The 12,286-nt window shown below is 47.9% G+C and carries 13 protein-coding genes; 10 read left to right on the top strand and 3 right to left on the bottom strand.

The genetic code is table 11. The features are described from left to right. Positions 1 to 30: 30 nt before the first annotated feature. The 5 genes from pstS (at position 31) to pstB (ending at position 5,703) form a co-directional block, all read left to right on the top strand. On the top strand, positions 31 to 1,074 hold the full coding sequence (pstS, locus tag NC980_RS13680) for a phosphate ABC transporter substrate-binding protein PstS (protein WP_190376620.1): 1,044 nt from the start codon (positions 31 to 33) through the stop codon (positions 1,072 to 1,074). Positions 1,075 to 1,198: 124 nt separating this feature from the next. Further along, on the top strand, positions 1,199 to 2,992 hold the full coding sequence (locus NC980_RS13675; protein ID WP_190376619.1) for an iron uptake porin: 1,794 nt from the start codon (positions 1,199 to 1,201) through the stop codon (positions 2,990 to 2,992). 72 nt (positions 2,993 to 3,064) lie between these two features. Then, on the top strand, positions 3,065 to 4,024 hold the full coding sequence (pstC, locus tag NC980_RS13670; RefSeq protein WP_190376618.1) for a phosphate ABC transporter permease subunit PstC: 960 nt from the start codon (positions 3,065 to 3,067) through the stop codon (positions 4,022 to 4,024). An 11-nt stretch (positions 4,025 to 4,035) separates the two neighbouring features. Then, positions 4,036 to 4,911 (top strand): phosphate ABC transporter permease PstA, encoded by an 876-nt coding sequence (pstA, locus tag NC980_RS13665; RefSeq protein WP_190376617.1) that lies wholly within the window; start codon positions 4,036 to 4,038, stop codon positions 4,909 to 4,911. Positions 4,912 to 4,914: 3 nt separating this feature from the next. Beyond that, the gene (pstB, locus tag NC980_RS13660) at positions 4,915 to 5,703 is read left to right on the top strand and encodes a phosphate ABC transporter ATP-binding protein PstB (protein ID WP_190376616.1); all 789 of its coding nucleotides are present in this window, start codon (positions 4,915 to 4,917) and stop codon (positions 5,701 to 5,703) included. A gap of 44 nt (positions 5,704 to 5,747) precedes the next feature. Here pstB and NC980_RS13655 read toward each other — a convergent pair whose 3' ends face one another. Beyond that, complete coding sequence (locus NC980_RS13655; protein ID WP_242026804.1) at positions 5,748 to 7,133, bottom strand: SGNH/GDSL hydrolase family protein; 1,386 nt, start codon at positions 7,131 to 7,133, stop codon at positions 5,748 to 5,750. 319 nt (positions 7,134 to 7,452) lie between these two features. On the opposite strand from NC980_RS13655, the gene NC980_RS13650 reads away from it, so the two are divergent. The 4 genes from NC980_RS13650 to NC980_RS13635 all read left to right on the top strand — a co-directional run bounded on the left by NC980_RS13650 (position 7,453) and on the right by NC980_RS13635 (position 10,683). After that, the gene (locus tag NC980_RS13650) at positions 7,453 to 8,682 is read left to right on the top strand and encodes a hypothetical protein (protein ID WP_206753819.1); all 1,230 of its coding nucleotides are present in this window, start codon (positions 7,453 to 7,455) and stop codon (positions 8,680 to 8,682) included. An 81-nt stretch (positions 8,683 to 8,763) separates the two neighbouring features. Continuing rightward, entirely contained in the window at positions 8,764 to 9,363 is a 600-nt protein-coding gene (locus NC980_RS13645; RefSeq protein ID WP_190376614.1) for a helix-turn-helix domain-containing protein, read from the top strand. A gap of 97 nt (positions 9,364 to 9,460) precedes the next feature. Beyond that, positions 9,461 to 9,961: a Uma2 family endonuclease gene (locus NC980_RS13640; protein WP_199298494.1), complete on the top strand. Its 501-nt coding sequence runs from the start codon at positions 9,461 to 9,463 to the stop codon at positions 9,959 to 9,961. 179 nt (positions 9,962 to 10,140) lie between these two features. After that, positions 10,141 to 10,683 carry a Dps family protein gene (locus tag NC980_RS13635; protein ID WP_190376613.1) on the top strand — a complete coding sequence of 181 codons (543 nt, stop codon included), beginning with the start codon at positions 10,141 to 10,143 and terminating at the stop codon, positions 10,681 to 10,683. Positions 10,684 to 10,738: 55 nt separating this feature from the next. Here NC980_RS13635 and NC980_RS13630 read toward each other — a convergent pair whose 3' ends face one another. Beyond that, positions 10,739 to 11,203 carry a GNAT family N-acetyltransferase gene (locus NC980_RS13630; RefSeq protein ID WP_190376612.1) on the bottom strand — a complete coding sequence of 155 codons (465 nt, stop codon included), beginning with the start codon at positions 11,201 to 11,203 and terminating at the stop codon, positions 10,739 to 10,741. Positions 11,204 to 11,432: 229 nt separating this feature from the next. Here NC980_RS13630 and NC980_RS13625 point away from each other — a divergent pair, with 229 nt between their 5' ends. After that, on the top strand, positions 11,433 to 11,969 hold the full coding sequence (locus tag NC980_RS13625) for a diheme cytochrome C (RefSeq protein WP_190376611.1): 537 nt from the start codon (positions 11,433 to 11,435) through the stop codon (positions 11,967 to 11,969). A gap of 68 nt (positions 11,970 to 12,037) precedes the next feature. On the opposite strand, the gene NC980_RS13620 is transcribed toward NC980_RS13625, so the two are convergent. After that, positions 12,038 to 12,271: a hypothetical protein gene (locus tag NC980_RS13620; RefSeq protein ID WP_190376610.1), complete on the bottom strand. Its 234-nt coding sequence runs from the start codon at positions 12,269 to 12,271 to the stop codon at positions 12,038 to 12,040. Positions 12,272 to 12,286: the final 15 nt, after the last annotated feature.

The raw sequence follows: 12,286 nt of genomic DNA, 5'->3' as shown, positions 1-12,286 counted from the left end.
GATACTTGATCGCGCAAGGACGAGGACACCATGACACTCTCTAGAAAAGCTCTCCGCTGTGGAGCGATCGCGCTGTTTGTGGCAACTGCGATCGCGCTTTCCCCGGTTCTATCGGCGATCGCTCAGTCCAGAGCCACAATTAACGGTGCAGGCGCAACGTTCCCGGCACTGTTGTATGAGCGCTACATCTCGGAATTTAAGAAAAAAGAGCCGAACACTACGGTCAACTATCAAGCGATCGGAAGCGGCGGTGGAATCCGCCAGATGCTGGCAAATGTGATTGACTTCGGTGGCAGTGATGCCGCAATGACCGACGAGGACATGGCGAAAGTTAGTCGCGGTGTCATCTTGGTTCCGACAGCAGGCGGCGCAGTCACACCAATTTATAATGTTCCCGGTGTCAATAGCCTGAAACTTTCGCGGGAAGTGTTACCCGAAATTTTCGCAGGGCGGATTACCAAGTGGAACGATCAGAGAATCGCCAAAGACAATCCTGGAGTGAATCTGCCGAATTCAGACATTAAAACGGTGGTGAGAGCCGATAGTAGCGGCACAACGTTTATTTTCACAAATCATCTTAGTGCGGTGAGTCCTTACTTTAAGGGTCGCGTCGGTGTGGGAACGGCTCCAAAGTGGACAACGAATCCGCTCAGAGGTCGAGGAAATCCTGGAGTTGCAGCGTTGGTACAGAGAACACCAGGTTCGATCGGCTATGTCGAATATTCTTATGCGAAGAAGAACAACATCGCAGTTGCAGCAGTGCAGAATCAGAAAGGCGACTTCTTGACTCCTTCGATCGAGAACACCAACAAAGCATTGTCTACTGTGACCTTTCCCGCAAACTTCCGCGTGTTTGAGGGCAATCCCGCCGATGGCTATCCGATTACAGGACTGACCTGGATGATGGTGTACAAACAGTACAACGACCCACAGAAGTCAGAAGCAGTGAAGAAATGGGTTGAATATGTCTTGACTGAGGGACAGAACCTTAACGCAAGCTTAGACTTTACTCGGATTCCGCCTGATGTGGCACAACGGGCACTTCAGCAAGTGAGAAGCGAAGTGAAGCCCTAGAAGGTTTGAACTTAAAGGCTCTGAAACTGCCGTAAAGCCGCTAGAACTTTGATCTATGATCGATGCGAGTTCTAGCGATTTAGAGCGGCTTGCCCGATTTACTTGTGATGTGAGGATTAGTTCCATGTTTCGCCTATTTTGGTATTCCCTTGTGTTGTCGCCTACATTGATAGGCGCGGTAGCACTTTCCGCGACGGCTCAATCTCTGGGTCAAGAGCGCGTCACTTCAGTTAATGAAATCTTGGCTCAACCTAATGCGCTCGAAGGACAGGTGACTTCGGTGTCTCAGTTGTCTGATGTTCGACCTACAGATTGGGCATTTCAAGCTTTGCAATCTTTAGTTGAGCGGTATGGCTGTATCGCGGGATATCCTGACCGTACCTTTCGTGGCAATCGAGCATTAACCCGCTTTGAATTTGCAGCAGGACTGAATGCATGTCTCGATCGCGTCAACGAACTGATCGCCGCATCAACTTCGGATTTGGTGAAGAAAGAAGACCTGACAGCCCTGCAAAAACTACAAGAAGAGTTTGCCGCAGAGTTAGCATCACTGCGCGGAGCGGTGGATAGCTTGGAAGCACGCACCACTACCCTAGAACGGCAGCAGTTCTCGACGACCTCGAAACTGACCGGAGAAGTAATCTTTTCGGTCAGCCAAGCCTTTGGTGCAGATCGAGCCGTCAATTCTGACCAGCAGCGAGTGATTGATGCAGCACTCACACCTGCGGCACGAGAAGCAGCGCGAAATAATGCAATCACCGGATCGCCAACCAACCCTGATCGTGGAGTTCGCGAGAATACAATTTTTGCCGATCGGGTACGGCTTGCGTTTGATACGAGCTTTACCGGACGCGATCGCTTGAGAACCCAACTGCAAGCCAGAAACATTGCTGCGTTCAGTGGCACCGGGGCGACCGGAATCACAGGCACAAACATGACCCGTTTGGGCTATGACGGCAGCAACAGTAACTCGATCGAGCTTCGACGCTTGGAATATCGCTTTCCGCTCGGCGATCAAACCACTGTATTCATCGGAACGGGAACGAATGATGGCTTAGAGTTTAACGATTCGATCCCGACGCTTAGCCCGTTTGAATCCAGTGGGAGCGGTTCAATTTCGCGGTTTGGTCGGTTCAATCCGATCTACCGCACCAGCACTGGAACCGGGATCATCGTGAACCATCGATTAGGGCGAGAATTTACGCTGGGTAATCAATTCACCCTTTCGCTCGGTTACTTAGTGCCGACTGGAGATGCTCAAGATCCGGGTCTCGATCGTGGACTGTTCACCGGAAGTTATGCGGCGATCGCGCAGCTCGTGTACCAGCCAACCCCAAATCTGGGGATTGGTTTCACGTATGCGAATGCGTACTACAACACGGGTTCTGGAGTGACAGGCAGTACCGGGAGTAGTTTTGCGAACAACCCCTTTGGCAGTAACCAAACGATTAATTCGGCTGGAAACGTTCCGACCAGTACGAATCAGTTTGGACTACAAGCCAACATTCGGCTTAATCCTGGTCTAACTCTGGCAGGTTGGGCAGGGTTGACCGACGCAAGAGCGAGACGCACGATCGGAACTGGAACAACGGTTCGAGAAGACGATCGAGCAACGATCTTCAATTGGGCGGTGGGTCTAGCGTTTCCTGATCTGTTCAAAGAAGGCAGCTTGGGTGGAATCATTTTTGGTATGCCGCCGAAAGTAACCAGCAGTGACTTTGGCTTGGCGACACCCACTGCCGTTTCTGCTCGTCGAGAAGATCAAGATTCTTCCTATCATTTGGAAGTTTTCTACCGCTATCGCCTCAACGACAACATTTCGATCACACCGGGCGCATTTGTGATTTTCAACCCAGAAGGCAATTCTGCGAACAATGCGATCTACGTCGGTACGATCCGAACAACATTCACGTTTTAGCTTTCACACCTCACTGCGGGGACACTTCCCTTTAGGGTGTCCCTTTCTTTATTCCTCTCAATCTTCAGCATTATGGCAACGATTCCATCTCAGTCGAGAAATATTCCAGAGTCGATCGAGGGTGGTAACACTGCTTGGATCGATTTAGGCTTTACCTGGGGCTTGCGAATTTTATCGCTCAGCGCGATCGCGCTTTTGCTCTGGATGGGCTGGATTATTTTTAACGCTGCACTCCCCGCGATTCGACAATTCGGATGGGAATTTCTGATGCGGCAGGAATGGGATGTAAATCAGCTTCAGTTTGGGGCGCAAACTTATTTATACGGAACGATCGTCACTTCTGCGATCGCGCTTTTATTCGCAGTTCCGATTGGCATCATGGTGGCAATTGTCACTAGCGAGAGATTTCTGCCGGGATGGTTGCGATCGACGTTAGGATTTTTGATCGAATTGATTGCCTCGATTCCCAGCGTGATTATTGGCTTGTGGGGCATCTTCGTGCTGATTCCATTGATGAAACCGATTCAATCCGCATTACATCAGCAATTGAGTTGGATTCCCTTATTCGGAACTGATACCTTTGGCCCCAGTATGCTGGTGGCGGGAACTATTCTTGCGGTGATGATTTTACCTACGATCGCTGCGATTAGCCGAGATGTAATGTTAGCGATTCCCCAAGATTTACGCACCGCATCTCTTTCACTAGGGGCAACTCGTTGGGAAATGATCACAACTGTATTAATTCCAGCAAGTCTATCGGGAATCATTGGCGCGATCATGCTGGCGTTGGGACGGGCATTGGGTGAAACAATGGCAGTAACGATGGTGATTGGTAATTCGGATCAAATCAGCTTATCGTTGCTAGATGCAGGAAATACGATTCCGTCAATTCTTGCAAATCAGTTTCCCGAAGCATTAGACGAACTGCATATTGGAGCGTTGATGTATTTGGCGTTAATGCTGTTTGCGTTAACCCTAGTAATTAACATGATTGCAAATTCGATCGTCAAAACATTCGGCTTAAAACAATAGATTTTAAAACAATGAATGCAGAGCAACCGTTAACGAAACCCCTATCGCTCGATCGCCGGATTTTTAGCCATGCGATGAGCGCGATCGCGGTTCTTTTCACAGCACTTGCACTCTTGCCGCTCCTCTCGGTTTTACTGGAAATTCTGCGTCAAGGCCTACCGAATCTGAAGTGGGAAGTGTTTACAAATCTACCTGCCCCGGCGGGCGATACCAGCGTTGTAAGTGGATTTGCGAATGCGATCCAAGGAACAGTGCTAATGGTGAGTATCGCAACGGCTTTTAGTATTCCGTTTGGAATTGCGATCGCTATCTATCTTGCTGAGATTGGTAAATCTGGTGCGATTGCTCAAACAGTCCGATTTGTGTTGTCAATCCTGAGTGCAGTTCCTTCGATTGTGGTTGGCGTATTTGCTTACGCTGTGATTGTTCTCGCTACAATCTTTGGCTATCGCGGATTCTCAGCATTAGCGGGTGCGTTTGCGCTAGCGGTAATTATGTTACCGATCGTCGTTCTCTCGACCGAAGAAGCTTTGAAGCTTGTTCCCAATCATCAACGATTAGCCTCAGCAGCACTCGGTGCAAATTCAATTCAAACAGTGTTTAAGATTGTATTGACAACAGCATTACCGAGTATCACAACCGGAGTATTGTTAGCGATCGCTAGGGCCTCTGGTGAAACCGCTCCGCTCATTTTCACGGCATTGTTTAGCCAGAGTTGGGTCGAGGGTCTTCTTAATCCTGCACCTTCGCTCTCGGTAATGATCTACAACTATTCGAGTTCTGCCTTTCCCGAACAAACTCAGCTTGCTTGGACAGCTTCACTGGTGCTGCTCGGTCTTGTGACTGTCACCAATCTTTTGTCTCGTCTGATCACCCAGAAACGTTAACCTATGACTTCTACTTCTCAGCCCGAACTTGCGCTTTCAGCCCAAAATATGGATGTGTTTTATGGCGATCGTAAAGCCTTATCGTCCGTCTCGATGGCGATTTATCCCGGACAAGTCACTGCGATTATTGGTCCGTCCGGCTGCGGTAAATCAACCTTTATCAAAGCGCTAAATCGGATTGGCGAACTCGAAAGCGAGATGCGAGTGAAGGGACAGGTGCAATTTTTTGGTCAAGATATCTACAGTCCTCGCGTCAATCTGAATCGACTGCGGCGGCAGATTGGCATGGTGTTTCAAAAGCCAAACCCATTCCCCATGAGCATTTACGATAATGTTGCTTATGGGGTGCGGGTGTTTAGTCGGGTTTCGCGATCGCGTCTTGATGAAATCGTTGAAACCGCACTTGCAGACGCAGCCTTGTGGAATGAGGTCAAAGATAACCTGAAAAAATCAGCCCTCAGCTTATCCGGTGGACAGCAACAACGGCTCTGTATTGCGCGGGCATTGGCAGTGAAGCCGAAAGTTTTGCTAATGGATGAACCCTGTTCGGCGCTTGATCCGATCGCCACCATGAAGATCGAGGAATTAATCAGCTCATTGCGGAAAGAATTCACGATCGTCATTGTCACCCACAATATGCAGCAAGCGGCGCGAATTAGCGATCGTACAGCCTTTTTCAGCACCGACGAAAGCCGCATCGGCCAACTGATTGAAATTGACAATACCGCTAAAATTTTTAACGGCGCAGCCCATTCCCGGACTCGCGATTATGTCGAAGGGCGATTTGGGTGAGCCTTAGCCCGTCTTGGCTGCAACGCCCTTATACAGATGAACGGTCAAGAGGGCGGAACATTTCCTCCAGCGTAAGGCTTGGGCTGGACGTGCAGCTTCGGTACGATCGCATCATACAATCGATTCGAGATCGCACCATTCGCACTATCAGTTAAGTGAATTGCATCTTGGAACACTTCACCCTGAGCAGTATTCAAGCCCTCAACAAGATTCAGCGTTGAAATTCCAGGTGTATCGCGCTTCACTTGCTCGATCGCGCCTTGGAGCTTGCCGTAACCCGCTTGAATCTGCTGGGGATAGCGCGAACCTAACTGATCCAAAATCTCTTTTTCCCGTCCGGCAGGCTTTCCGGCGCGAGTAGACACTTCAGGCTGAAGCGCAACAAAGAGCGGAATTTTAGCAGCCGTCGCCAGACGTGAAACCTGTTGAAGATTATGGCGATAGCGATCGGCGCGGCGTTCTAGTTCTTTAGTATCCGTCGTTAATCGCTCTTGTACAGGGTCTTCAACCGGAGGAATTAGCTGCTTGAATGCAGTATGAGGACGAAATATCCAGTATTGAATCCCCTTCACTAAATAGAATTGCTGGAAGAAATCGTTAATTTGATTGCCCCAGCTTGTCATCAAATGCCGAGGCGCACTTTCTAACAGCGCTTCTACTTGTGGAACATCCACCCCATCCTGAACGCTGGGAAGCAGCAAATCAGAGTAGCCATTGATCAGTACGATCGCATCAGGTTTGTAAGGCAACACCTCAAACGCTAATTGTGCTAACTCATTGCCTGACACATATCCTGGAACGGCTGCATTAATCACGCGATAGCGAGTTTCTCGAATTCGGGGCGGCAGTTTCAGTGCCTTTTCTAGCTCATCGGCAAAATAGGGCAGCGTATCGGGGCGAAACTTATTCGGGTTGGCTTTTTGGGCGGCAACTTGTTGGTTGAGACGGGACTCAAGCTGAGCCGCGATCGTCGCTTGATTGTTAGAGCTGAGTTGTCCAAAAGCCGCTGAACCACCAAGCAGGAAGATTCGCACTTCATCTTTGGGTTTATCGGGGCTGATTGGCTGATCGGCTCTAAAGCCTTGCTCATTAATTTTCCAGGCTGAATTTTGCTGATTGCCAACGAGCCGATAGCCCAGAACAGGGCTGCGTTTTACAGTCAGTTGTCCATGATCTGGAAGTCCATCGAAGGGGTTTCCCTGCTGATCGAGAAACTTGAGCCGGTAAGCTGTGAGATTTAGGGGTTCGCCTTCAAAGGCGTTTAATTCTGCGGTTTTTCCTGTAGCGCCCACAATTAGGCGCAGCAACAGTTCTAGCCCCACCAAAGCGAGTGGAATCGACAGAAAAATCCACCGTTTTGGAAACGCCTTTTTCTTCTGATATAGCGAACGGCTAGACCAGGAAGACTTTCGGCTATGCCTAAAAAACATTGACAATTTCCTCTTTCTACGATCGCACTAGGTTACTTAGAACTCGTATTAAACCCGATAGATGTACCAGAGTTGAACATTCAGAGCAGCACCCATTCGATGATTGACGGTTAAAGTTGATTCAATCTCACCTGATGATTTTTCAATACTTTAGGACAGAGTTCAAGTCTGTCTGCAAAACTGCACAGCTTTAGATATCGGTTTCAAATTCCTATTACCATACAATGAAGTCGCACCGAATTTGCTGATATTTTGGAATCTTTGAATAAGATTTGTGGTTGACAAGTTGGTCGTCAAATCGGGAATTCTAGCCAGGAAAATGAGTGAACTTCCCGATATGAGTGAGTTAACGCTTGAGCAATGTTATGCGCTATTAGAGTTAAGTCCGGGAGCTTCGATCGTCGAGGTTGATGCTGCCTACTCGAAAAAGGCATTGGAGAAAATACAGCAGGGTGCAAAGCAAGAAAAAGCTTTGCTAAAAGTTGCTTATGAGCAAATAAAAGAGCATCTCTACGAAATGGCTCATCAATCTGAATCACACTCTTTAATGAATCAAATTGTAGAGTTTATACAGCGCCTCCACCCGGAGCCGTTCCATGTCAAGATTCAAGCTGACGCACTTCAAATCTTTTTCAAAACTAATTTAAATCATGACTATGGCAACCAAATTTATCAGCAGATCCGCACCTTAGAGCTACCTGGAATTAAAACGATCGTCATCTATGGAATGCGATCGTCAAAGCTCGTAAGTTGGAAAAAACAGTTCACGATCAATGCGGTTTCTCCGGAGGATTGTGATCCGTATTCATTCAAGAATCGTTATGTGTTGCTTTTAGCATTTCCGGTGGCGATCTGCTCTGCAATTCTGTTTCAATCGCTTGGCTTCACAAAAATATTGTTATTTCCATTACAGCTTTGGGTGCATGAAGTCGGTCATGCCACAGTCGCTTGGTTTTCTGGACGACGCGCTTTACCGCTACCGTTTGGTTGGACAAGTGTGTTGCTAGAGCGATCGCTGTTTGTTTATTTTGGAATGTTGCTGCTGTTGGGCTTACTGTTCTGGGCAGGTTGGAAAGAGAAAAAGCGATCGACGATGTTGTTTGCGGTGATTTGTGCGATCGTACAGTTTGTGATGACCTGGATACAAACGGCGGATCAGTTTGAGATGTGGCTTGCCTTTGGTGGCGTGGGTGGTGAGTTTTATCTCAGCGCTTTAATGATTGCTGGCTTTTATTTTCAACTTCCGAACTATTGGCGATGGGACTTTTGGAGATATCCCTTAATTATCGTCGGTTCGAACACATTCTGGGGAGCCTTCTCAATGTGGCAGGACATCCAGAAAGGCACACGCTCAATCCCTTGGGGGTCACTTCTACTCGGAGAAGATATAGGTGATATGAATACACTCAGTGAAGTGTACAACTGGAGCGATAAAACAATCATCACAACCTACAACACTTTAGGCAATGTTTGCTTGATTGCTTTGATTAGTCTTTACGTCTTTTTCTTGATCAAGCATCGCCGTTGGATTGTTGGTGCCTTCGGCTAGTGCTTCGCACAGTGCATCACCAGCAAACCACTCTGATACAGTGAAAGTACAGCGAAAGCAAGATGTTCGATCGCGCCTCATATGACCGACTACACGCCAAAAATCCGAGAATTAATGCGATCGCGTAACCTCGCTACCTTCCGAGCCTTGCGCGATCGTACAGGTCTGACCGAAAAGCAGCTTGCCAAACTGCGGCAGGGTCAACTGCAACAATTACGTTTAGAAACACTCACACAATTTGCCGCACGCTTAGAGATTTCTTTGAGTGATCTGCTTTCATTGTTTGATCTGATTCCAACGAGCACCCTTCAGAAAGAATACGATCGACTCCAAATTCAACTAACAGAACAACGCGAAACATTACTACAGGACTTCCAACAATCTAGCCTGCAAACTTTAGAACCGTGGTTAATCCAATGGTCGGCAGCCGCTTATGCAGCCCAACAAAATCCTCAAGCGCCTGCGGTGAAGCTTCTACCATTGTTGCGCCCGATCGAACAACTGCTACAACAATGGGGCATTGAGCAAACTGCGATCGTTGGTTCTGAAGTTCCTTACGATCCGCAGCAACATCAACTCATGGGCGGTGCGGCTGAACCTGGCGATCCGGTTCGCGTTCGGTATGCGGGGTATCGACAGCACGATCGACTGTTATATCGCGCCAAAGTGAGTCTGATTTAACAGTACAGAAATTCTACTCCAGAATAAACTTATCCCAATAGCATCCAGGAGTCGCACGGTGGTGCAAACCAAGCGCAAATACACCGTAGAAGAATAATTGGAAGCCGAGGCGCAATCTGATGAGAAACACGAATACATTGACGGTGAAATTGTTCTGATGTCGTGTGAATTTCCGAATCACAACAAAATTACAGGCAATCTTCACACTGAGTTAAATGTTGCTTCAAAGAGTTCACCTTACGATATTGTTGTAACGGATCAACGATTGTGGATTCCTAAAAAGCGAATTTATACGTATCCAGGCATTATGGTCGTCGCTCAACCTCTACAACTTCAACCAGGTCGGCGCGATACGATTACAAATCCTTGCTTTATTGCAGAAGTATCATCTAAATCAACTCGTAGCTATGATAAATACGAGAAATTTACTGCTTATCGCACTATTCCAGAGTTTCAGGAATATCTATTAATTGATCAATATACAATTCATGTCGAACACTACGTCAAAAGCGACGATCGACGCTGGATTTTAGTCAATTACGATGATGAAAATACCGAAATCTCACTTTCGTCTGTCCCCTGTCAATTCAATTTGTAGTATCTGACCTGTACAACAAAGTCGATTGGACTGAGCCACAAGAAGAAGCAAGCGAACCAACCTAAAACACTCTGAAGACGGAATTGACAAACCCCTCCTTCCTTCCTTCGACTGATGCCCCCATAACAGAAATTTGGTGAACTAGCAGAAGAAACCCGATAAGGTAAAAAGTGATTGTCATGCGTAAAATTAACATCGGCTTAACTGACGAACAACGCCAAGGCGTATGCGAAATGCTGAACCGCGACCTGGCAGATGAAAACTTGCTTTTGATTAAAACAAAGAAATATCATTGGGATGTCACAGGCCCTGAATTCCGCTCCCTGCATCAAATCTGGGAAGAGCAGTACACCATCCTAAACGAAGCGATCGACCAACTTGCTGAGCGCATTCGTCAATTGGGCGAATACCCCGTTGGAACAGCGGCTGGCTTCATCCAATACGGCTCACTTCAAGAACATACGGGTGAAGTTCCTCCTGCCTCAACGATGGTCGAAAACTTGGTTGACGATCACGAGACAATTATCCGCAACTTGCGCGAACACATCGATCGTTGTTCTGAAGAGTTCCACGATGAAGGAACGGCTGACTTCCTTACCGGAATGATGGAACAGCATGAAGAAATGGCATGGATGCTGCGATCGTTCATTCAAGGCAAGCGCGTTGAATCCGACAACGTAACCCCGAACGAAGTGAAGTTCCCCGCAGGTGTTGCAAACTAACTTCTAATTTGTGAATATTCGCCCCCAGTGTTGCTAGAACGCTGGGGGCTTCGCTTTACCTGCCGATATCACATTCGACTTCAGGTGCAGGAGTCGGCAACACTAATGGCTGATTGAAATACACCATTGTGGTTGTCTGATTGATCTCAAATCCGATCCGCTTATAAAACTCTTGCTGATTCGTCGTCATCAAATACAGTCGCTCGACCTTTGATACGTGCGGGTGACTCAATACAGTTTGCACTAACTTGCGTCCGAGACCTGCTCCCTGATAATCCGGATGCACGACGACATCCCAAATTGTAGCGCGGTAAACTCCATCCGAAGTCGCTCTCGCAAACCCAATCAGACGATCGTGATCCCACGCCGAAATCACCGGATCACTATTTTTAATCGCGATCGCTAAATCTTCGAGCTTGCGATCGCCCGCCCAAAATGCCGCAACTTGAAACAAAGCCTGAAGCTGAACCAGATCGACCTGACTTTTGCGATCGCAAAACTGAACGTGACTGCAATCCATCGTGAAAATTCCTGAAGTTGAAGGTGAGGTTGTGTGTGATCGAACAGGGATTTCTGACGATTCTCATGCCGCTCGCACTTTGACCGCAGAAATCTTCTCGATTATTCTATGAATTGCTTAGAGATCACATCGCACTGATGTTAGATTCCGAAACAAATTAAGTCCAGCATAAGTCGATGTCTCTACAGCAGAAAAACAAACTCACCCGGATTCACGTCAGAATCACCGTATGCCAAACTCATCTCAGTCTAAACCGCGTCGGATTCGTAGGCGTTCTCCGGTCATTCTCATCCTGATTTTGCTGATCTGGAGCCTAATTTTAGGCTGGGGACTGGCTCAAGCTGTAGAAAAACCTCAATCGGCCGAAATCGGAACCGTTGATGTCGTTTCAGGCAATCTCCAGCTTGCACAGCAAACGTATCTCCAAAACTGCGCGACTTGTCATATTGGCATTCCTCCCGCCGCTTTCCCAACCCAAACCTGGCGCGAATTGCTCCGAGACTCGCAGCACTATGGCGCAACCCTGACTCCACTGGTTGAGCCGGAACGATCGCTCGTCTGGACTTACCTCAGAACCTTCTCTCGCCAAGCCCTCGAAGACGAGCGCATTCCTTACCGTTTTGGCGAATCGAAACCATTTAAGCTTCTGCATCCGAAAGTTGAGATTTCGCGATCGATTTCCCTCTCTAGCTGCGCCACCTGCCACCCCGGAACGAATCAGTACAACTTCCGTAAACTCACCCCAGATTGGGAAAACGCACCTTAAATTTGAGGTGCGCTACTCTGAGCGATAAGCAAAGTAGCACAGAAGCTTCAAGGACAACAGCTGCGACGTTACATCAAGTTGACCGGATTAAGCGCGATCGCAAAGCGTTGAGCGTAGAACGTCCTGTAGAGGTTGCCACTTTTACCTAAAGATCCTCTCACCACTCGCGAATTACGGTTTTCCCCCGATGCCATTGCCCGTTCAGGTTTCGATCTGAGTGATAGGATTGGAATACCTTTATCGGGATCGGAATAAATGTGCAACTCTGCACGTTTTGGTCGATCGCACCCCCACACCCACATTCAGAAGCTCTGATT

The organism is Leptolyngbya sp. AS-A5, assembly GCF_039962495.1.
Taxonomy (GTDB): Bacteria; Cyanobacteriota; Cyanobacteriia; order Leptolyngbyales; family Leptolyngbyaceae; genus Leptolyngbya.
This window is presented reverse-complemented; position numbering and strand designations above follow the sequence as displayed.